Source organism: Paracoccus tegillarcae (assembly GCF_002847305.1).
Lineage (GTDB): Bacteria > Pseudomonadota > Alphaproteobacteria > Rhodobacterales > Rhodobacteraceae > Paracoccus > Paracoccus tegillarcae.
In genome coordinates this window covers 2,439,711-2,460,921 of the sequence record NZ_CP025408.1, presented here as the reverse complement: position 1 = coordinate 2,460,921, position 21,211 = coordinate 2,439,711, and the positions used below count along the sequence as shown (strand labels likewise).

At 64.2% G+C, this 21,211-nt stretch carries 22 protein-coding genes; 13 read left to right on the top strand and 9 right to left on the bottom strand.

Annotated elements, in window-relative coordinates:
- From CUV01_RS12030 to CUV01_RS12010, 5 genes are all read right to left on the bottom strand, one after another.
- On the bottom strand, nt 1–1,278 hold the full coding sequence (locus CUV01_RS12030) for a TRAP transporter large permease (protein ID WP_101460690.1): 1,278 nt from the start codon (nt 1,276–1,278) through the stop codon (nt 1–3).
- Nucleotides 1,275–1,778: a TRAP transporter small permease gene (locus CUV01_RS12025; protein WP_101460689.1), complete on the bottom strand. Its 504-nt coding sequence runs from the start codon at nt 1,776–1,778 to the stop codon at nt 1,275–1,277. Before CUV01_RS12025 ends, CUV01_RS12030 begins: the two co-directional genes overlap by 4 nt.
- Nucleotides 1,779–1,871: 93 nt before the next feature.
- Nucleotides 1,872–2,855, bottom strand: a complete 984-nt coding sequence (locus tag CUV01_RS12020) for a TRAP transporter substrate-binding protein (RefSeq protein ID WP_101460688.1) — start codon at nt 2,853–2,855, stop codon at nt 1,872–1,874.
- A gap of 22 nt (nt 2,856–2,877) precedes the next feature.
- Complete coding sequence (locus CUV01_RS12015) at nt 2,878–3,558, bottom strand: GntR family transcriptional regulator (protein WP_101460687.1); 681 nt, start codon at nt 3,556–3,558, stop codon at nt 2,878–2,880.
- Between the two features lie 180 nt (nt 3,559–3,738).
- Nucleotides 3,739–4,062, bottom strand: coding sequence for a HesB/IscA family protein (locus CUV01_RS12010; protein WP_101460686.1), 324 nt, complete (start codon nt 4,060–4,062; stop codon nt 3,739–3,741).
- Nucleotides 4,063–4,141: 79 nt separating this feature from the next.
- Between CUV01_RS12010 and CUV01_RS12005 the strand changes: the two genes are divergently transcribed.
- Entirely contained in the window at nt 4,142–5,335 is a 1,194-nt protein-coding gene (locus CUV01_RS12005; RefSeq protein WP_101460685.1) for a deoxyguanosinetriphosphate triphosphohydrolase, read from the top strand.
- A 24-nt stretch (nt 5,336–5,359) separates the two neighbouring features.
- Here CUV01_RS12005 and CUV01_RS12000 read toward each other — a convergent pair whose 3' ends face one another.
- Together CUV01_RS12000 and CUV01_RS11995 are read right to left on the bottom strand one after the other, a co-directional pair.
- Nucleotides 5,360–6,169, bottom strand: coding sequence for an anti-sigma factor (locus CUV01_RS12000; protein WP_157994842.1), 810 nt, complete (start codon nt 6,167–6,169; stop codon nt 5,360–5,362).
- A gap of 50 nt (nt 6,170–6,219) precedes the next feature.
- Entirely contained in the window at nt 6,220–6,720 is a 501-nt protein-coding gene (locus CUV01_RS11995; RefSeq protein ID WP_101460683.1) for an RNA polymerase sigma factor, read from the bottom strand.
- 128 nt (nt 6,721–6,848) lie between these two features.
- On the opposite strand from CUV01_RS11995, the gene CUV01_RS11990 reads away from it, so the two are divergent.
- The 3 genes from CUV01_RS11990 to CUV01_RS11980 all read left to right on the top strand — a co-directional run bounded on the left by CUV01_RS11990 (nt 6,849) and on the right by CUV01_RS11980 (nt 9,637).
- Nucleotides 6,849–8,258 (top strand): S8 family serine peptidase, encoded by a 1,410-nt coding sequence (locus CUV01_RS11990; protein ID WP_101460682.1) that lies wholly within the window; start codon nt 6,849–6,851, stop codon nt 8,256–8,258.
- Between the two features lie 120 nt (nt 8,259–8,378).
- Nucleotides 8,379–8,795, top strand: coding sequence for an OsmC family protein (locus tag CUV01_RS11985; protein WP_101460681.1), 417 nt, complete (start codon nt 8,379–8,381; stop codon nt 8,793–8,795).
- Nucleotides 8,795–9,637, top strand: coding sequence for a transglutaminase-like domain-containing protein (locus CUV01_RS11980; RefSeq protein WP_101460680.1), 843 nt, complete (start codon nt 8,795–8,797; stop codon nt 9,635–9,637). Before CUV01_RS11985 ends, CUV01_RS11980 begins: the two co-directional genes overlap by 1 nt.
- A gap of 96 nt (nt 9,638–9,733) precedes the next feature.
- Here the strand turns inward: CUV01_RS11980 and aroB are convergent, their stop codons facing one another.
- On the bottom strand, nt 9,734–10,849 hold the full coding sequence (gene aroB / locus CUV01_RS11975; protein ID WP_101460679.1) for a 3-dehydroquinate synthase: 1,116 nt from the start codon (nt 10,847–10,849) through the stop codon (nt 9,734–9,736).
- Entirely contained in the window at nt 10,846–11,382 is a 537-nt protein-coding gene (locus CUV01_RS11970) for a shikimate kinase (protein ID WP_101460678.1), read from the bottom strand. The genes aroB and CUV01_RS11970 overlap by 4 nt, the downstream gene beginning before the upstream one ends.
- Before the next feature lie 118 nt (nt 11,383–11,500).
- Between CUV01_RS11970 and CUV01_RS11965 the strand changes: the two genes are divergently transcribed.
- The 9 genes from CUV01_RS11965 (at nt 11,501) to CUV01_RS11925 (ending at nt 21,162) form a co-directional block, all read left to right on the top strand.
- On the top strand, nt 11,501–11,806 hold the full coding sequence (locus tag CUV01_RS11965; protein ID WP_101460677.1) for a hypothetical protein: 306 nt from the start codon (nt 11,501–11,503) through the stop codon (nt 11,804–11,806).
- Nucleotides 11,799–13,292 (top strand): hypothetical protein, encoded by a 1,494-nt coding sequence (locus CUV01_RS11960; protein WP_101460676.1) that lies wholly within the window; start codon nt 11,799–11,801, stop codon nt 13,290–13,292. The genes CUV01_RS11965 and CUV01_RS11960 overlap by 8 nt, the downstream gene beginning before the upstream one ends.
- On the top strand, nt 13,292–14,248 hold the full coding sequence (locus CUV01_RS11955; RefSeq protein WP_101460675.1) for a site-specific tyrosine recombinase XerD: 957 nt from the start codon (nt 13,292–13,294) through the stop codon (nt 14,246–14,248). Before CUV01_RS11960 ends, CUV01_RS11955 begins: the two co-directional genes overlap by 1 nt.
- A gap of 4 nt (nt 14,249–14,252) precedes the next feature.
- Complete coding sequence (locus CUV01_RS11950; protein ID WP_101460674.1) at nt 14,253–15,584, top strand: HlyC/CorC family transporter; 1,332 nt, start codon at nt 14,253–14,255, stop codon at nt 15,582–15,584.
- Between the two features lie 22 nt (nt 15,585–15,606).
- The gene (locus tag CUV01_RS11945) at nt 15,607–15,978 is read left to right on the top strand and encodes a GFA family protein (RefSeq protein WP_101462055.1); all 372 of its coding nucleotides are present in this window, start codon (nt 15,607–15,609) and stop codon (nt 15,976–15,978) included.
- A gap of 125 nt (nt 15,979–16,103) precedes the next feature.
- Entirely contained in the window at nt 16,104–18,125 is a 2,022-nt protein-coding gene (gene tkt / locus CUV01_RS11940; protein WP_101460673.1) for a transketolase, read from the top strand.
- A gap of 88 nt (nt 18,126–18,213) precedes the next feature.
- Nucleotides 18,214–19,137, top strand: a complete 924-nt coding sequence (locus tag CUV01_RS11935) for a DMT family transporter (RefSeq protein ID WP_232962206.1) — start codon at nt 18,214–18,216, stop codon at nt 19,135–19,137.
- A 38-nt stretch (nt 19,138–19,175) separates the two neighbouring features.
- Nucleotides 19,176–20,021, top strand: coding sequence for a lysophospholipid acyltransferase family protein (locus CUV01_RS11930; protein WP_422385879.1), 846 nt, complete (start codon nt 19,176–19,178; stop codon nt 20,019–20,021).
- Between the two features lie 121 nt (nt 20,022–20,142).
- On the top strand, nt 20,143–21,162 hold the full coding sequence (locus CUV01_RS11925; RefSeq protein ID WP_101460671.1) for an LLM class flavin-dependent oxidoreductase: 1,020 nt from the start codon (nt 20,143–20,145) through the stop codon (nt 21,160–21,162).
- Nucleotides 21,163–21,211: the final 49 nt, after the last annotated feature.

The window sequence follows — 21,211 nt, the reverse complement described above, 5'->3', positions numbered from 1 at the left end:
TCAGTTATCCATCAATGAAGGAAGCCAGGTGCTGATCCAGGGGATGTAGGAAACCAGCAGCAGAACGGTGAAATTGGTGATCAGGTAGGGCACCAGCGCCCGGATCACCGGGGCCAGCGGCAGCCGCGCGATATTGGCGCAGACGAACATGCAGACCCCGACCGGCGGCGTGGTCAGCCCGATCATCAGGTTCAGGACCGCAAAGACCGCAAAATGCAGCGGCTCGATCCCCACACCTTCGGCCAGCGTCATCAGCGGCACGAACAGGATGATCAGCGCGGCGATGGTTTCCATGAACATGCCGACAATCAGCAGCACGATATTGATCAGCAGGATCACCAGAAACTTGTTATCCGTGACCGACAGCACCGAATCCGCGATCAGTTGCGGGATATGTTCGCTGACCAGGATCCAGCCGAACACATTCGCCGTGCCGACCAGCGCCAGAATACCGGCGGAACTGACGGCGCTGTCGATCATGATCGCGGGCACCCGGGCCAGCGGCAGTTCGCGATAGACAAAGGCACCAACGACCACCGCATAGATCGAGGCAACGACAGCGGTCTCGGTTGGGGTCACATAACCCGACAGCATCCCGCCGACGATCAGCGCGGTCATCGCCAGCGCCCAGAAGGCACCCAGAAAGGCCGAGCCCAACTCGCCCCAGCCCTGCCATGCCTGGCGAGGGAAATCGCGGCGCACGGCAATGATATAGGTCGTCACCATCATCGCCATCCCCAGCAACAGACCCGGCAACGCGCCCGCGATGAACATCTTGCCGACCGAGATACCGGCCAGCGAACCGACGATGATCATCGGCACGGATGGCGGGATAATCGGACCGACAGTCGACGAGGCGGCGGTGACGGCTGCCGAGAAATCAGCGGGATAGCCGGCCTTTTTCATGCCCGGTATCATCATCCCGCCGATCGAGGCGGCGTCGGCGACGGCAGTGCCGGAAATGCCACCGAACAGCATCGACGAGGCGACATTGGTCTGCGCCAGACCGCCACGGATCCAGCCAACCAGCGCCTGCGCAAAACGGATGATCCTGCCGGTGATGCCACCGCCATTCATCAGGTTCCCCGCAAGGATAAAGCCCGGGATACACAGCAGCACAAAGCTGTCCATGCCCGCATACATCTTTTGCGGGATCACCACGAGCGGCATATCCATGAACAGGATATAGGCCATGGATGACAGGCCCAGAGTGATCGCCACGGGCAGACCCATCACCAGACCAAGGACGAAAGTCAGACCAAGGATCGCGAGGCTCATTCTACATCTCCCAACAGGTTTTCGGGGCGGCCATCGGTGGTGCCGGTCATCATGCCGATGACGCGCAGCAGCGCCGCAATCCCCAGCATGGCCAGCAGCAGCAGCACGCTGCCATGGGCCCAGTTCATCCTCAGGCCCATTGCGGGCGAGGTCTGCATCGCGCCAATCGCGGTATAGCGCCATGCCGGCATGATCAGCAGCGCACAAAAGATCAGCACCAGCACGGCGGACGCAAACCGCATCAGCCAGGACCAGCGGCCCGGCAGGCCCTCGCTGACCAGATCGACATTGACCAGATCACCCGACCACAGCGCCAGCGCTGTGCCGAAACCGGCCAGGTAAAGCAGCGCAAAGCGGGTCAGTTCCTCGGTCCAGACGGGCGAACTGCCGATAAAGCTGCGACCGATCACCTGCACGGTGACGGCGGCGATCAGCACCAAAAAGGACACTCCGGTGCCAAGGCGCAGCAGGCTGCGCATCCAGTCAATCAGATGGGCCATAAGACCTCCGGTGGCGCGGCGGGGCGCGCCCGATTTCGTTGGAAAAGGACAGGGTTTGCGGCGGCCGGAATAGTCCCGGCCGCCGCCGATGGTTTATTCCTGAGCGGCGAAAAGCTCTTCGACGATCGGCTTGATCTCGTCGCCGACATTGCTCAGAACCGCCTCTTTCGCGCGGGCGGCAAAGGCAGCCGTGTCACTGTCGACAAAGGTCATGCCCTTTTCCTGCAGCCCTTGCGCCAGCCGCTCTTCGTCGGCCAGGAACAACTCGCGCTCATGGGTCTGTGCGGCCTGTGCCGCCTGCAACACCGCCGCCTGATCCTCGGCGGACAGCTTGCTCCAGGTCATTTCAGAGATGGTCAGGTAGATCCAGGACCGCACATGTTCGGTCTTGTTCACAAAGTCCTGCACCTCGTTGAAATTCGCGGAATCGATCAGCGCCAGCGGGTTTTCCTGCGCGTCGATGGTGCCGTTTTGCAGCGAGGTGAACACTTCGCTGAAGGCCATCGGCGTCGGGGCGGCGCCAAGGGTTTCCCAGGTTTGCACGAACAGCGGCACGTTCGGCACGCGCAGTTTCAGCCCGGACAGATCGTCCGGCGTCATGATCTCGCGGTTCGAGGTCAGGTTGCGCGGTCCACGTGCGAAATAGGCGATCGGGCGGATCTGTGCGTTGGCGATGATCTCGGCCTCGATCTGATCGCCGATATCGCCCGAGGCGACCTCGTCCATCTGCTCAAGCGAGCCATAGGCGTAGGGCACGGCCAGCAGCGCAGCCATCGGCGCCCAGTTCTGCAGGCTTTCGCCGGTGATGGTCATATCGGCGGTGCCCAGTTGCATGCCGTTGATCAGGTCGATTTCCTTGCCCAGCGATTCATTGGGGAAAACCTGCACTTCGATGCGGCCATCGGTCAGTGCGGCCAGTTCCTCACCGAACTTGACGGCGGCCTTGTGCCAGCTGTTTTCCTCGTTCGCGAGGTGACCCAGTTTCAGCGTCACTTCGGGCGTCTGCGCATGCACGGCAGGCGCGACCAAAAGGGCGGCGCCCGCAAGGGCTGTAAAGAGACGGCGGTTGAGTTTCATCCTGTTCCTCCTTCGGATGTGGTCATGGTTTGAAAAGTTTGGGCATTGCGGCCGTGATTTCGGGCAGGTCGTTCAGAACCTCGCGCAAATGCTGCCGCATCGCCCCTTCGGCCTGCGCAGCGTCGCGTTGGCGCAGGGCCTCGACAATCTCGGCATGCTGGGCGATCAGTTTCTGCATATCAAAGGTTCTCGCCGAGATATGACGCAGCCGGTTCATCTGCGATTTCAGCCCTTCGAGAATGGTCCAGACGCCCTCTTGCCCCGCCAAGATCGCAATCTGACGGTGAAAACGGTCGTCCAGCACCACGAAGCCCTCGGCATCGCCCTTGTCAGCGGCCACCCGTTGCTCGGCGATCTCAATGTCCAGCCGTGCCATGCCGACCTGGTCGATATCGGCCACCAGCAGACGCAGCAGATCGGTTTCGACCGCCTCGCGGATCAGCCGCGCCGACAGAACGGCGGACACGGAAATCTGGCTGATGAACGTGCCGCGCTGCGGACGTACTTCGGCCAGACCGTCCGAAGTCAGCCGGATAAAGGCCTCGCGCACGGGCTGCCGGCTGACGCCAAAGCGGCTTGCGATCTCTGACTCGCTCAGACGGTCACCGGGCATGAACTCGCCCCGCAAGATCGCCGCGCGCAGCCAGTCATAGACCTGCACGGCCGATGAAACGGTGAAATCCAGAATCGGTTGCGCTGTCATAAGTCCTCCAACTTGCGAATCTTCTATTGCATACTTCCATACAAGTAAAGATAAAGTTGACAATCGGCCATAAAACCGACCGTGCCGGCGCACGCATCGCACGTCAGGCTATCTCAGTGTTCGTCGGTCTGTGCGGCCACAGCCGGTAAACGCGGCGGCCCGACGGGCCGCCTGCCGCAATCACATCGAAAACGAGGTGCCGCAGCCGCAGCTGGAGGATGCGTTGGGGTTTTCGATCAAAAAGCGCGCGCCGATCAGCTCATCGGAAAAGTCGATCACCGCGCCTGCCAGAAACGGCAGCGATACCGGATCGACGACCACGCTCTGACCGCTGCCTTCCAGCACCAGATCATCCGCCTCGGCGTGATCCAGCCGGATATCATACTGAAACCCGGAACAGCCGCCGCCGGAAACGGCCACGCGCAAAGGCTGCGCCGTGCCGCCATCATTGATTTCGGCAAGGCGGGCAAAGGCCCGTTCGGTCACTTTCGGCGGCAGGTTCATGGGCTGTTCCCGTTTTCGTCTTTATGGACGGAATATAGGGTCGCGGCGTACGCCCCGCAAGGAAGCTCGCGATAACATCATGACCGCCCCCTATGCCTGCCAGCCCGAGGACAGCCGCGGTCGCCTGTGGCCCGAAGCCCTGTCGACCTTTCGCAGCCCCTGGCAACGCGACCGCGACCGCATCATCCATTCCAGCGCGTTCCGGCGGCTCAAGCACAAGACCCAGGTTTTCGTCGAACAAGAGGGCGAGGACTATCGCGGCGACTATTTCCGCACCCGCCTGACCCACACGATAGAGGTGGCGCAGGTGGCCCGTACCATTGCGGGCGCGCTGGATCTGAACACCGATCTGGCCGAAACCGTGGCGCTGGCCCATGATCTGGGACACCCGCCCTTTGGCCATACCGGCGAGGATGCCCTTGCCGCGCTGATGGCGCCCTATGGCGGCTTTGACCACAATGCGCAGGCGCTGCGAATCGTGACGCAGCTTGAACGGCACTATGCCGATTTCGACGGGCTGAACCTGACATGGGAGGCGCTGGAAGGCATTGCCAAGCATAATGGGCCGGTTAACGCGCCCCTGCCCTACGCGCTGGCCGATGTGAATGCGGAATGGGATCTGGAACTGCACAGCAATGCCAGCGCCGAGGCGCAGGTCGCCGCCGTCGCCGATGATGTGGCCTATAACCACCACGATCTGCATGACGGGCTGCGCGCCGGGTTGTTCACCGAACAAGAGCTGCGCGAACTGCCCGTCGTCGGCCCGGCCTTCGACCGCGTCGATGAGCTGCATCCCGGCCTCGACCCGATGCGCCGCCGCCACGAGGCGCTGCGCCGGGTCTTTGGCGTGATGGTCGAGGATGTCATCGCCGTCGCACAGAACCGGCTGACCGGGTTGCAGCCGCATTCAGCGCAGGAGATCCGCGACATGGATGGCCCGATCATCCGCTTTTCCAAGCCGCTTTATCAGAACATCAAGGCGATCAAGTCATTCCTGTTCACGCGCATGTATCGCGCCCCCTCGGTCGTCGAGGAACGGGCCAGCGCAACAGCGATGCTGAACGATCTGTTTCCGCTGTTTCTGAACGATCCCGGCCAGATGCCCGACCAATGGCGGCAGGCCGCCCGCGAAACCGCCAGCGAAACCGAGCGCGCCCGGCTGGTGCTGGATTACGTGGCCGGCATGACCGACCGCTTTGCCATGTCCGAATGGCTCAGGCTGTGCTCGGGCGGCAATCTTGCGGGATCAGTCGTGACAGGGCAGCGCCTCTAGCCGGCCACACTGGCTGGCGGCAGTTCAGTTCAGCGCCTGCAACGCGGCTGCCTCTTCTTCCGGCGACAGCGGCTGGCTGGCCCCGATCGCCCCCACATAGGTATCCAGCGTCTCCAGAGATGAGGCCGGCGCATAGTTCTGATCATCCCCGACAGAGGCCAGCACCGCCAGTTGCGCCGCCCAGCCGTCCGCGTCGGTTTGCGGCGCGCGGCACGACACCGAAACGATTGTCGGGCGCTGCGGCCAGACGATCTCGAACTCGCGGCAAAGCTGGCCCTCAGCATTGTTGAAGCTGGCAATCAGCGACACCTCACCGCCGCCATCCAACGGTGCCTGCTCGCCCGAACGGGCGGAATTCAGCACCTGATGCACGCCCGGGCTGTCCAGCAGCGCCAGTTGCGCGGCATCAGGCTGATCATCCAGATTGGGTCCGATTTTCATGCCGCCCCACAACCCCAGCGCCAGGAAGATGCTGGCCGCCAGCGGCAATTGCCAGATCGGCGCCGAGCGGGCCGCAGGTCGGGGATCGGCCTGTTGGCGGCGGGACGCAAAATCGACCACTGGCGCCGCCGGACTGGCCGCTGGCGCGGCCTCGGCCTGTGATTGCGCTGCCAGTTCGCGAACCCGCGCGATCAGCGCGTCCGGTACATGGTCATCCTGTGCCTTGCCCAGCTGACCCACGCGCCGGGCCGTCTCGCGGAAACTGTCGACCCGTGCAGCAAGCGCAGGATCCTGCCGGATCGCTGTCTCGACGATACGCATCTCATCGCCGTCCAACATACCGTCGGCATAGGCCATGAGGGTCTCGTCACTAGGCTGCGGCGTGTCGTTCATCACTGGTCACTCTCTTATCTAGGCAATGAGACAACGCTTCCGGGGGGCAACTATTCCCATCCATCCAGTCCCATTTCCTTCGACAGCGCTTTTCTTGCGCGCGCAAGACGGCTCATGACGGTTCCAATAGGTATGTCCAGGATATCCGCAGCTTCCTGATAGGTCACTTCCTGAATGCAGACCAGCACCAGAACGTCGCGCTGATCGGGGCTGATCTGTTCCATGGCCCGACGCGTTTCATCCAGCATCAGCCGGCCTTCTGCAACACGTTCGCCATCCTCGCCCGCCAGCCACGGCGCATCCTCGATCGGGGTCTGCGTTCCACGGGTCCTGTCGCGGCGGGTCATGTCGATCCAGGCATTGCGCAAGATGCGCAGCAGCCATGCCTGCAGCTTGGTATCGGGATCAAAGCTGTGGCGGTTGCGAAAGGCGCGTTCCGCCGTCAACTGCACCAGATCCTCAGCCAGATCGGGGCGTCTGCTCAGCGAAATGGCATAGCGTTTCAAGTTGGGCAGAAATGCGATGATCTCTTCTGTGAAGGGGTCGTCCATCGGTGCCTGTTAATTGATTTTGGTATAGCTTGATTGATTTTGGTAGAACTGGCCGGAATAGATTTCTCGCGCTATCGTTGCCTCAGTGTTGACCATCTGACCCTACGCTAAGCAAGAGGTATTCTAAGGTGCTGAAAAGACTTTGCAAGTTATGGGTTATTCTTGGTCTTGCCATCGGCGGAGCAACGCCACTGGACCAAACCGGCCAAACTCTGCTGATCGGAATCGCGTTTGCGGATGATGACGACGATGGCGGTGGGAACGACGATGATGATGGCGGAGGCGGCGGCTCTTTCAGCGACGATGATGATGACGATGGCGGTCCGATCCTGCGCCGCGTTCAGCCGCGCACGAGGCAGACGCCAGCGCGCCGCGCCGCACCGGTTCGTCGTGTCTCGCCGATCCCGCCGCCGATCCATCGCCCTGAACGCGTCGCAGATGAAATCGTCGCGCCCAGCCTGGACGAGGACGATTTTCAGGCATTGCTGACCCAGGGCTATTCCCTGATCGAAACCTATGAGCGCCAGGATGACAGCATCGCCCGCCGCCTGCGCATCCCCGAGGACAGCACCCTTGATCAGGCGCGCGAGGTTGTCCGGGCGCTGGACAGCGGGGACGAGGCCGATTTCAACCATTTCTATCGCAGCGAACAGGCGGTGGCCCCGCTAGAGGCGGCGGCGCCGGCGACATGGTCCTGCACCGAGGCGCTTTGCCTCAAGCGCCAGTTGATCGGCTGGCCGCAGGATCAGGCCCGGACCCGGTCCTGCGTGGGCGATGTTACGATCGGCTTGATCGACACCGGATTGAACGAGGCGCATGAGGCCTTTGGCACGGCGCAACTGGACGTGATCCGGCTGGCCCCCGATGAATTGCCGCAATCCCAGGCCATCCATGGCACCGCCGTCGCGGCGCTGCTGGTCGGCGATCCGGCCGGCCGCTCGCCCGGCCTGGTGCCCGGCGCGCGTGTGATCGCCGTTGACGCCTTTCACCGCCGTCAGGGCGACGAGCGCGCCGATGTCTTTACCCTGATCAAGGGCCTGACCGAGTTGGCCGAACGCGGCGCCGATGTCGTCAATCTCAGTCTGGCAGGCCCGCAGAACAGCGCGCTGGAAGAGGTGATCAACCAGCTGGCCGGGACGGAAAACATCATCATCGTGGCAGCCGTGGGAAATGCCGGATCGCAGGCAGACCCCCTGTTTCCCGCAGCCTACGATTCCGTCATCGCGGTGACGGCAGTGGATCAGGACTTGCAGGTCTATCGCCGCGCCGTGAACGGTGCGCATGTCGATCTGGCGGCACCGGGCGTTGATGTCTGGACCGCGGCCTCGGTCAGTGGGGTCCGCACCAAGACCGGCACGTCCTTCGCGGTGCCCTTTGTGACGGCGGCCGCGGCAATGCTGCGAGGCCAGAACCCCGATCTGACCGTGCAGCAGGCCATGGCAATCCTGTCGGACGGGGCGCGCGATCTTGGTGAGCCGGGTCACGATACGGTTTTCGGCAACGGGCTGATCTCGGCGGCATCCGTCTGCCCCGGCTAGGGCAAAACGACGAGAAATTGTTCATGAAAGAGGCAATTGCGAAAAAGCAGTTGCATCGGAATTGAACCGGGACCGCCCGGGCCGCGTTGACGTGCAAGACTTTATGAAAGGAGTTCTGCCATGATCACTCGTACTGGTTCGGCGAAATGGGAAGGCGATCTGAAAAGCGGCAAGGGCGTCGTCTCGACGCAATCCGGCGTTCTGGATGATCAGCCCTACGGTTTCAACACGCGCTTTCAGGACGGTTCCGGCACCAATCCCGAGGAACTGATCGGTGCTGCGCATGCGGCCTGCTTTTCCATGGCATTGGCCAATATGCTGGGCGAAGCGGGCATTGGCGGGGTCTCTGTTGAAACCACCTCCAAGATCACGCTGGACGCCGACAGCCTGACCGTGACCAAGGCGCATCTGGTGACGTCGATCACCGCAGATGGCGACAAGGCGCAGGTCGAGAAGCTGGCGCAGGATGCCAAGGACGGCTGCCCGATCTCCAAGCTGCTGAACGCCGAAGTAACGATGGAGGCAAGCGTTTCGTGATGCTGATCCGGGTCGGTTACGATATAGCAATCGAGTCTGCGCAGCCCACGCCGCTGGTCTGCCTTGTCACGCCGCATGTCTCGCGGCAGGGCGATTTTACCGGGCCCGAGCAGGTCACCACGACGCCGCAGGTGCCTGTGCACAGTTATTTTGACGATTATGGCAATATCTGTCGGCGCATGATTGCGCCGGCGGGGTTCTTTTCCCTGCGCGGCGACGTCACCCTGCGCGACGACGGTCTGATCGACGAGGCCGACGAGAACGCGCAGGAATGGCCGGTCGAGGCGCTGCCGGACGAGGTGCTGACATTCCTCAACGGCTCGCGCTATGTCGAGACCGACCTGATCAGTCAGGAAGCCTGGGACCTGTTCGGCAACGTGCCGGCGGGCTGGGGCCGGGTGCAGCATATCGTTGATCATGTTCAGGGCCATATCAGCTTTGACTACATGAAGGCGCGCGCCACCCGCACCGCCGTCGAGGCGATGCAGGAGGGTCATGGCGTCTGCCGCGACTTTGCCCATCTTGCGCTGGCTTTCCTGCGTGCGATGAACATTCCCGCCCGTTACGTGAACGGCTATCTGGGTGAAATCGGTGTGCCGGCTTCGGGCCAGCCGATGGATTTCTCGGCCTGGATCGAGGTGTTTCTGGGGGGCAAATGGTGGACCTTCGACCCCCGCAACAACCAGCGCCGCATTGGCCGCGTGGTCGTGGCGCGCGGTCATGACGCGACCGACGTGCCGCTGCTCAACAGCTTTGGCGAACATCGCCTGGACAAGTTCGAGGTCTGGTGCGATGCGGTCGACGAGGCCGGCAACAAGGTCGACGTCAAAGCCGTCGCCTAAACGCTGCTCGGCTCAGCCAGACCAAGGGGCGCATGCCGGTTCGGCTGCGCCCTTTGGCTTGCGCGGACCACGCCGGGCAAGCCGCTGTTCAGCTGATCAATCCCGCGCTTCGGCCAGAACCCTGCGCAGGGCAGCCGTCTCGACATCGTCGCTGACAAAGGCCTCGCCGATGCCGCGCGCCAGCACAAAACGCAGCTGACCATCGACCACCTTCTTGTCCTGCCCCATAAGCGCGATCAGCGCGTCATCACCCGGCAGATCGCCCGGAATGTCCGACAGTCGCGCGGGCATCCCCATCTGGCGCAGATGCGCCAATACGCGGCTTGGCGCCTCTTGGCTGCACAGCCCCATCCGCGCGGACAGGTCAAAGGCCAGCGCACAGCCGATCGCCACGCCCTCGCCATGCAGCAGGCGGTCGGAATAGCCGGTCGCCGCCTCCAGCGCATGACCAAATGTATGACCCAAATTCAGCAGCGCACGTTCGCCCTGCTCTGTCTCGTCACGTTCGACAATGCCGGCCTTCATCGCGACGGAATGCGCGACCGCGCGTTGCCTCACCCCCGGATCGCTGGCCAGCGCCGGGCCGTTCCGTTCCAGCCATTCGAAAAAGCCGGCATCCCCCAGCAGCCCGTATTTGGCCACCTCGCCGTAACCGGCACGGAAATCGCGCGGCGTCAGCGTGTCCAGCACGTCGATATCGGCCAGCACCAGCGAGGGCTGATGAAAAGCGCCGATCAGGTTCTTGCCCCGCGCGCTGTTGATGCCGGTCTTGCCGCCAACGCTGCTATCGACCTGCGCCAGCAGCGTCGTGGGTATCTGCACAAAGCGAACCCCGCGGCGCAGCACCGCCGCCGCAAATCCCGCCAGATCGCCGATCACGCCGCCGCCAAGTGCCACCACGACGTCGCGCCGCTCGACCTTTTGTTCCAGCAACCACTCCACCGCCTGCGTCAGAAAGGGCCAGGCCTTGGTCGACTCGCCGGCAGGCAGGGCCAGCGCCGCGCTGTCGATGCCCTCGGTGCGCAGGGCCTCCTGCAGGCGCGACAGGTGCAGGCCCGCCACGGTTTCATCGGTCAGGATCGCCACGCGCGGCCGCGCCAGAACGGGCGCGATCAATGCACCGGCCCGTTCGATCAGCCCCTGCCCGATCAGCACGTCATAGGCGCGTTCAGCCAGCGGCACATGCACGGTCGTCATCTGGGAATCGGTCATTTTACCCCAAGGCATTCTGGATGGGTCGCGCGGATCTGGGTCAGCAGGCGGCTGGCTGTCTGGTCAATCGAATCGCCACCGCGCACGTCAAATACCAGTTCAGCCGTCGAATAATGCGGGCGGCGGCTTTCCAGCATCTGCGTCAGCGTACCCTTGGGGTCAGCCGTTTTCAGCAAGGGCCGGGTCGAGCGCATGCGAACCCGGTTCCACAGCGTCTCCAACTCGACATTCAGCCAGACCGACAGCCCGTTGCGGCGGATCAGGTCGCGATTTTCACCGCGCAGCCAGGCCCCGCCCCCGGTTGAAATCACAGAGGGCGGCGCGGCCAGCAGGCGGCGCAGAACCTCGGATTCGCGCATCCGAAAGAATTCTTCGCCATCACGGGCGAAAATCTCGGCGATGGTCATGGCAGCAGCGGATTCGATTTCGTTGTCGGAATCAATAAAGCGCGCGCCGAGGCGACGGGCCAATTCGCCCCCCACGGCTGTCTTTCCCGCACCCATCATGCCGATCAGAACGATATGGCGATCCATCCTTGCCTCTTTGCCGAACCTTTGCGGGTCGCAATGCGTTCAATGGCGTGATCTTTCCCAAAAGGCCATATATATTCCTCGCGAACCGGCTTGAGACCGGCAAGGAAAGGGCAGATTCATGCGATTGATCAAGCTTCTCGTCGTCCTGGTGCTGGCTGCGGTCATTGCACTGGTGGGCTATGCCTACCTGGGTGACATGGACCCAAGCCAACGCGAGATCCGTGATCCGATCCCGGTCGAGGGCGGCGAATTGGCCCCCAACCCGGTCGAGGCCGAGGATGGCGCAACCGATGCAGCCGCCACCGGCGAAGATGCGCCCGAGCCCGAAACAGAGAGCGCGCCCGAAACAGAGACCGAGCCGGAAACAGAGACCGCGCCGGCCCCCATTTCCGATGAAGACACGACCGAGGCACCGGGTGACTAATGCCCCGCTGATATCCGCACTGGCCGCGCTTGGCCTGAGCCTGGGGGCAGCGCTGCCCGCATCAGCGCAGCAACCCTTGTCGGCAAGCGACTGGCTGTCGGGCTCTATTCAGGCACCGCCGCGCGAAAGCTCGGGCTGGCGGCCCGACGATGAACGGCCATCGGATGCGCAACGCGCGACACCCGGCGCGCCCCCCGTGGCCGAGACAGGCGCCGTCGGCAAGGTCGCCGTCAGCCGGCTGGACGAGACCGATCCCGATCGCGCGGGCACCATTTCAGCGCGCGCCGCAGGTCTACCCGCGAATCTGTGGGCCGGCAGCGATGCCGAAGTGCTGGCCTCGATGATCGACGGCAGTTCGGCCCGGTTGCCGGCGACGAATGCGCTGCTGCGCCGGATCCTGACCGCGCAGCTGACCCCGCCCACCATGACCGGCGAGGCCGAACGCGGGCGGCTGTTTCTGGCACGCGCCGACCGATTGCTGGACATGGGCGCGAATGCCGATGCCGCGCGCTTGCTGGTCAGTGCGGGGCAACGCACGCCCGAAAGCTTTCGCCGTCTGTTCGACGTGGCCCTGCTGGCCGGCGAAGAAGGTCGCGCCTGCTCGGTGATGAACGACACGCCCGGCATTGCCCCCAGCTTTGGCGCGCGGATCTTTTGTCTGGCGCAATCGGGCGACTGGTCGGCCGCCGCAATCACCTTTCACGGCGCCGAACGGTTCGGCCTGATCCCCAGGGACCGGCTGGCCCTGCTGGCGCAGTTTCTGGATGACAGCTATGTCGATGCGGGCGAGACGCTGGAACCACCCCAGCCCGTGACGCCGCTGGATTTCCGGATGCACGAGGCAGTGGGCCAACCGCTGCCGACAGCCCAGCTGCCGCTGGCTTTCGGCTATTCCGATCTGCGTTCGACAACCGGTTGGAAAGCCCGGCTGGAGGCCGCTGAACGGCTGTCGCGCGCCGGCACCTTGCCCGCACAGCAGATGGCGCTGATCTATTCCGAACAAAAACCTGCGGCCTCTGGCGGGGTCTGGGAACGTGTCGGCGCCTATCAGCGTCTGCAACAGGCACTGGACACAGCCGATGCCGAGGCGACGGGCAAGGCCCTGATCGACAGCTTTGACGAATTTGCGCGCGCCGGCATGGCCGGGGTGCTGGCCTCGCTGGTGGCTGCGGATCTGCCCTCCGATCTGAACGGCCGCGCGGGCGAGATCGCGGGCTGGCTGCAGCAGTGGCAGGGCCTGCCGACAACTCGGCCGGTGCCGCCCGATCCGGCACTGGCGGGCGGGCAAGCCAGCACGCTGGCCCAGGGCGATGACCGTCACGGCGAAGCGGTGCTCGAGGCGATCGCCCAGATCGACAGCGGGCTCGATGGCGACAAGGCGCAGGCGGCAAAAGCACTGGCCAGCCTGCGTGCGCTTGGTCTGACCGCCGAGGCCGATCTGGCCCAGGCGCAACTGACGCTGGCCCCGCTGATGGACGGCAGCTGATGCAGGACAAGCGCGCGATCTCGGCCTTTCTGGACGCGCAGGCGGCCGAGGCGGGTTCGGCGCGCAACACCCTGCTGGCCTATGGGCGCGATCTGGCGAATTTCACCGATTGGCTGGTCCGGCAGGGCCGCGACCTGAACCGGGTCAGCCGCGAAGAGATCGAGGATTACCTGTCCTTTTGCGATGCCGAGGGCCTGTCACGCGCCACCCGCGCGCGCCGGCTGTCCTCGATCCGGCAATTCACCCGGTTTGCGCTGCAAGAGGGCTGGCGCGAGGACGACCCCGCCATCCGCATCAGCGGGCCGGGTCGCGCGCAACGCTTGCCCAGGACGCTAAGCCAGGCCGAGGTTTCGGCCATTCTGGATACGGCGCCGCAGATCGGACGCACCCCCCTTGATCGCGCGCGCAACGCCTGCCTGATCGAACTGCTCTACGCCACCGGCATGCGCGTCAGCGAGTTGGTGGCGCTGCCGGTTGCCATCTGCCTCGGCGATCCGCAGGTTCTGCTGATCAAGGGCAAGGGCGGCCGCGAGCGTATGGTCCCGCTGACCGCCAAGGCCCGCGCGGCGCTGGCATTGTGGCTGACCGCACGCGCGAGTGCCGGCGAGGACACGGCCTTTGGCCGGCTGGTCGCCGGCAAGGGCGCGCGCTGGCTGTTCCCCGCCCCCGGCGCCGCAGGGCATATGCCACGCCAGAGCTTTGGCCGGCTGCTGGGTGACATCGCGGCGCAGGCAGGCGTTGACCCCGCGCGCGTCAGCCCGCATGTGATCCGCCACGCCTTCGCCACGCATCTTCTGGAAGGCGGCGCCGATCTGCGCGCGATCCAGACCTTGCTTGGCCATGCCGATCTGGGTACGACCGAAATCTACACGCATGTGCTGGATCAGCGGATGCGCGATCTGGTATTGAACCATCACCCGCTGGCCCAGACAGACCGCAACGCAGAGACCGATTGACCCGATGGAAGACACCTCAATCCTGTTAGATCCCAGTTTCTGGGGCACCGCGCTGGCAATTCTGTGCCTGCTTGCCTTTTCGGGATTCTTCTCGGGATCTGAAACCGCGCTGACCGCCGCCAGCCGCGCCAAGCTGCGCGTTCGCGCCGACAAGGGCGACCCCGGCGCCAAGACCGCACTGAAACTGACCGCCGACAGCGAAAGGCTGATCGGCGCGATCCTGTTGGGCAATAACGTCGTCAACATCCTGGCCACCAGCCTTGCAACGGCACTCTTCACCCGCATTCTGGGCAGCGGCGGCGTGGCCATGGCAACCCTGGTGATGACGTTTCTGGTGCTGATATTTGCCGAGGTTCTGCCCAAGACCTACGCCATTTCCGCCCCCGAAAGCGTCGCCCGGATCGTCGCCCGCCCGGTCAGCTGGGTGACGCGCCTTCTGGCCCCCGTGGTCGCCATCGTCCGGCTGATCGTGCGCGGCATCCTGCGCCTGTTCGGCCTGCAGACCGACCCCAGCCAGAACATGTTCTCGGTCCATGAGGAAATCGCCGGTGCGCTGTCGATCGGTGCCGAGACGGGCGCCGTCCAGAAAGAGGATCGCGACCGGCTGCTGGGCGCGCTTGATCTGGGCAACCGCACGGTCGAAGAAATCATGCGCCATCGCTCGGAAATCGAGATGATCGACGCCGAGACACCGGCCTCTGATATCCTGAACACGGTGCTGGCCAGCCCGCATACCCGCCTGCCCGTCTTCAAGAGCGAACGCGAGAATGTCGTAGGCGTCATTCACGCCAAGGATCTGCTGCGCGCGGTCAACAAGGCCGTTCGCGATACCGGCGACCCCTCGGCGGTCCAGAGCTTTGATGTCATGGCCGTGGCGATGAAGCCCTATTTCGTCCCCGAGACCAGCCCGCTTGACGAACAGATGCGCGAATTCCTGAAACGGCGCACCCATTTCGCGCTGGTGGTCGACGAATATGGCAGCCTGCGCGGGCTGATCACGCTGGAAGACATCATCGAGGAAATCGTGGGCGAGATTGCCGATGAGCACGATACCGAGGCAGACCAGACCCTGACCGCCAGCGCCGCCGGTGACTATACCGTCGATGGCGGCATGACCATTCGCGACCTGAACCGCCAGCTGGACTGGACCCTTCCCGATGACGAGGCCAACACCGTCGCCGGGCTGGTCATCCACATGGTGCAGTCGATCCCCGAACAGGGGCAGGTCTTCAGCTTTCACGGCTACCGCTTCGAGGTCGTGACCCGCCGCGACAACCGCATCACCAAGCTGCGCATCCGCCCGCTGGCCTCGGCGGATGCAGGCGGCCGCGATTAATACCATGTCCGGCTCGGACGATATGTCCGTATATACCGGCGGCTGCCTCTGCGGTCTGGTCCGGTTTCAGACAACAGGGCGCCCCGACCGGGTCGGGCTGTGCCACTGCCTTGAATGTCGCAAACATCACGGCGCGCTGTTTCACGCCTCGGCCATCTTTGCACCGGACCGCGTGCAGATCACCGGCGAAACGGGGGCGTATCAGGGCCGCCATTTCTGCCCGCATTGCGGCTCTTCCGTCTATTCGCGCAGCGGCGATGAGATCGAGGTCAATATCGGCGCGCTCGACCAGATCGACCAACTGACCCCCAGCCATGAATTGTGGACCACCCGGCGAGAGGCGTGGTTGCCACCCTTCGCCGTGCAGCAGCGATACGAACGCGACCGGACCTGAACGACCCGGACCGCCGCCCGCACCGGTGCGACCCTGCCACCGCGCGGGTGCACCTTGCGCTTGCGGGCCGCTCTGCCTATCAGGACAGGCAAGCAGATCAACCCACCAGCCCTCAGAGGACCGCAATGGATATCGAAGCCCGCCGCAAGGCCGACCCCGAGCATTGGAAACTGGCCAGCGCGATCCGTGTTCTGGCTATGGATGCCGTGCAGGCCGCCAATTCCGGTCATCCGGGAATGCCGATGGGCATGGCCGATGTGGCCACGGTCCTGTTCAGGAACCACCTGAAATTCGACGCCGCTGCGCCGAACTGGTTCGACCGCGACCGTTTCGTGCTGTCGGCCGGCCACGGCTCGATGCTGATCTATGCGCTGCTGCATCTGACCGGCTATCAGCAGATGACGCTGGAGCAGATCAAGAACTTCCGCCAGCTGGGTTCGATCACCGCAGGCCACCCCGAATACGGCCATGTCGAGGGCGTCGAGACGACGACCGGGCCGCTTGGACAGGGCATCGCCACCTCGGTCGGTTTTGCCATCGCAGAAGAGGCGATGCGCGCTGAATTCGGCGCCGATCTGTGCGATCACCGCACCTGGGTCGTCGCCGGCGACGGTTGCCTGATGGAAGGCATCAGCCAGGAAGCCATCGCACTGGCGGGCATGCAGGAACTGGGCCGTCTGATCGTGCTGTGGGACAACAACAACATCACCATCGACGGGCGTGTGTCGATCTCGGACAAGACCGATCAACTGGCGCGCTTTGCCGCGTCGGGCTGGCGGGTGCTGGAATGCGACGGCCATGATGCCGCCGATATCGACCGCGCGCTGACCGAGGCCGGCAAGGATGTGGGCAAGCCCACGCTGATCTCGTGCAAGACCATCATCGGCTTTGGCGCACCCAACAAGGCCGACAGCAACAAGGTCCACGGCTCGCCCCTGGGCGATGACGAGATCGAGGCCAGCCGCGCCGCGATCGGCTGGACCCACCCGGCCTTTGTCATCCCTGACGATATTTCCAGCGAATGGCAGAAGATCGGCGAAAAGGGCGACGCGCTGCGCGAGCAGTGGCAGGACCGCGTCGATGCGCTGCCCGCCGAGGAGCGCGATGAATTTGCCCGCCGGATCAGCGGCGAGGTGAACCCGCATCTGGCGCCGACCATCGCGGCGCTGAAAGAGCAGGCCATCGGCACCATGCCGAAGATCGCCACCCGCAAAGCCAGCGAAAACACGCTGGAAGTTCTGAACCCGGTGATGCCCGAGAACTTCGGCGGCTCTGCCGACCTGACCGGCTCGAACAACACCTATACCAAGGATCTGGGCGTCTTCAGCCCCGCAGACCGCAAGGGCCGCTATCTGAATTACGGCATCCGCGAACATGGCATGGCCGCCGCGATGAACGGCATCTGGCTGCATGGCGGCTTTCGTCCCTATGGCGGCACCTTCATGTGCTTTACCGATTACGCCCGCGGCGCGATGCGCCTGTCGGCGCTGATGGGATTGCCGGTGATCTATGTCATGACCCATGACAGCATCGGTTTGGGCGAAGACGGCCCGACCCACCAGCCGGTCGAGCATCTGGCAATCAGCCGCGCCACGCCGAACACGCTGCTGCTGCGCCCCTGCGATCAGGTCGAGACCGCCGAGGCATGGGACATCGCCCTGTCGCAATCCGGCCGGCCCTCGATTCTGGCCCTGTCACGGCAGAACCTGCCGGCGCTGCGCGATCAGGAAAGTACCGAGAACCTGTCGGCCAAAGGCGCCTATATCCTGCGCGAAGCCTCTGCCGCGCCCAGGGTCGTCTTGATGGCCACCGGCTCTGAGGTCGAGATCGCCGTTGCCGCGCGCGAAACGCTGGAGGCCGAGGGCACACCCACCCGCGTCGTCTCGGTGCCGTCCATGGAACTCTTCCGCGAACAGACCGCCGATTACCGCGCAGAGGTCCTGCCCGGTGGCACCACCCGCATCGCCATCGAGGCCGCCGTGCGGCAGCCATGGGACTGGCTGCTGATGGGCGAACGCGGTCGCGAAGAGGCGTCGGATTTCGTCGGCATGACAGGCTTTGGCGCATCGGCCCCCGCGCCCGCGCTCTACAAGGAATTCGGCATCACCGCCGAGGAAGCGGTCGCAAAGGCCAAGGCCCTGCTTTGAAACACGGTTCCGCCTCCGGCGGGGATATTTGGATGAAGAAGAAGCGGCTGTTTCTTCTTCACTTAAATATCCACGTCGCGGCGGTCTGATGCGGGCATTGCCGCGCGCCTTCGCGCTGATGGGGCGCGAACGTGATGGGCTGCGTCAGCCGGGCAGCGACCAATCGGCTGGCATCATGCTGCTGCTGGCCGCTATCTTCACCTTCACCTTGATGGATGCGACAGCGAAATACCTGACGCAGTTCTATCACCCGTCGCAGGTGGTCTGGGCGCGTTTTGCCGGAAACATGGTGCTGCTGGTCGCGATCTTTCATGTCCGGCTGCCCGGCCTGGTGCGGACGCGCCAGCCGGGGCTGCAATTCTTGCGCTGCCTGACGCAAATCGCCTCGGTCGGGCTGTTCTTTACCTCGCTGCAATATATCGGCCTGGCCGAATCCACCGCGATCATGGACATCAACCCGGTGCTGATCACCCTTGGCGCGGCGCTGTTTCTGGGCGAACGCATCGGCATCCGCCGCGCGCTTGGCATTGCCGCGGCGCTGCTGGGCGCGCTGCTCATCATTCGCCCCGGCCTTGGCGTCTTTCAGCCCGCCGCGATGCTGCCGCTGATCGGTGCCTTCACCTATGCCGCCGGCGCGCTGCTGACCCGCGTGGTGCGTGGCGATTCCACCGCCACCTCGCTGCTGTGGTCCACGCTGTTCGGCACGCTGATCGCCAGCGCCGTTGTGCCCTTTTTCTGGACCCCCATCGCGGCCGCGCATCTTTGGGCATTTCTGCTGATCGGCGTCTTTGGCGCCATCAGTCAGGCCATGCTGATCCGCGCCTTCGCCCTGGCCGAGGCAGGCGCGATCGCGCCCTTTGGCTATACCGGGCTGGTCTGGGCCGGCGTCTGGGGCTGGCTGTTCTTTGGCCAGATCCCTGATCTCTGGACCATTGCCGGGGCCGCGATTATCGTGGCGGCAGGCCTTTATGTCTGGTCGCGCGAGGCCCGCGCGGCGCAAGGGACCGCATGACCGACGAAATCGACACCCGCATATCTCTGCGTGACAGGATGGCCAATGGCGTGTTTCTGGCCCTGATGGGGCTGGCGCGGCTGTTGCCATACGAGCGCCGCATTCCCACCGTCGGCTGGCTGTTTGCACATGCCATCGCACCGATTGCCGGCTGGCGACGGCGCATCCGCGGCAATCTCGCGCTGGCCCGCCCCGATCTTGATCGGGCCGAGGTCGAGGCGCTGGTCCGCGCGGTTCCCGACAATGCCGGCCGCTCGCTGGCCGAGATCTATGCCGGCGATGACTTTGCCGCGCGCATCCATGCCGCCGACCCGCTGGACGGCCCCGGTCTGCCGGCGCTGGAACAGGCCTTTGCCGCGGGCCGCCCGGTCATTCTGGCCTGTGCGCATTTCGGCAATTACGATGCCATGCGCGCGGCCCTGGCGGGACGGGGCTGGCCGGTTGGTGCGCTCTACAGACCGATGAACAACGAGGCCTTCAACGCCCATTACGTCCCAGCCATCAGCGCCATCGCCGAGCCGGTCTTTCCACGTGGCCGCGCCGGTCTGACCGCGATGATCCGGTTTCTGCGCGGTGGTGGCTGGCTGGCGCTTGGCATTGATCAATATGCGGGCGACGGGGCCGATCTGTGCTTTTTCGACCTGCCCAGCAAGACCGTGCTGACCCCTGCGGATCTGGCGCTGCGCCATGATGCGCTGATCGTGCCCATCGCCGGCATCCGCCAACCCGACGGGCTGTCCTTTCGCGTTCATGTCGGCGCGGCTGTGGACCACGGCGAGCCGCGCGAGATGATGCAGGCCCTGAACGACGATCTGGAACGGCTGGTGCGTCAGCACATGCATCAGTGGTTCTGGATTCACCGTCGCTGGAAACAGCTTCAATAGCGCGACCTCGCACACTCATTGCGCGCAGCTGCACGGCGGGCCGCCTTGAGTGCCGGATGCCGGTCCCCAAATTGGGGATCAAAGGGCCGCGTCACGCGCCCTGTCTTTCAGAGGTGACGTCATGAAGAAGATCGGATTTCTGTCATTTGGTCATTGGTCGCCCGAGCGCGGCTCGCAGGTCAAGACGGCGCAAGACGTGCTGTTGCAATCCATCGATCTGGCCGTCGCGGCCGAAGAACTGGGCCTTGATGGCGCCTATTTCCGGGTGCACCATTTCGCCCGTCAACTTGCCTCGCCCTTTCCGCTGCTCTCGGCCATTGGCGCGCGCACCAGCAAGATCGAGATCGGCACCGGGGTCATCGACATGCGGTATGAAAACCCGCTTTACATGATCGAGGACGCTGGATCCGCCGACCTGATTTCGGGTGGGCGGCTGCAACTGGGGATCAGCCGAGGCAGCCCCGAGCAGGTGATCGATGGCTGGCGGCATTTCGGGTATCAGCCCGGCGAGGGTGAAACCGATGCCGATATGGCCCGGCGCCACACGCAGGTCTTTCTTGACGCGTTGCAGGGCGAGGGCTTTGCCAAGCCCAATCCGCGCCCGATGTTCCCGAACCCGCCCGGCCTGTTGCGGCTGGAACCGCATTCGCCGGGGTTGCGCGATCGCATCTGGTGGGGTGCCGCCTCTGATGCCACGGCGGTCTGGGCCGCGCAGATGGGGATGAACCTGCAAAGTTCGACCCTGAAGGCCGATGAGACGGGCGAGCCGTTTCACATCCAGCAGGCCCGCCAGATCCGTGCCTTTCGCAACGCATGGGACGAGGCCGGGCATGACCGCACCCCGCGCGTTTCGGTCAGCCGCTCGATCTTTGCGCTGATGAACGATCAGGACCGTTACTATTTCGGCAATGGCAGCAAGGATGGCGACCAGATCGGTGTGATCGATGACATGCGCGCGATCTTCGGGCGCGGCTATGCCGCCCAGCCGGACAAGCTGATCGAACAGTTGCGCGAAGACGAAGGCATCGCCGAGGCCGATACGCTGCTCTTGACCGTTCCGAACATGCTGGGGGTCGATTACAACGCTCATGTGATCGAAAGCATCCTGACCCATGTCGCGCCGGAACTGGGCTGGCGCTAAGGGGCCGCGGGCCTGTGCAACTATGAAAAGCAGCGCAGTCATCTGCGCT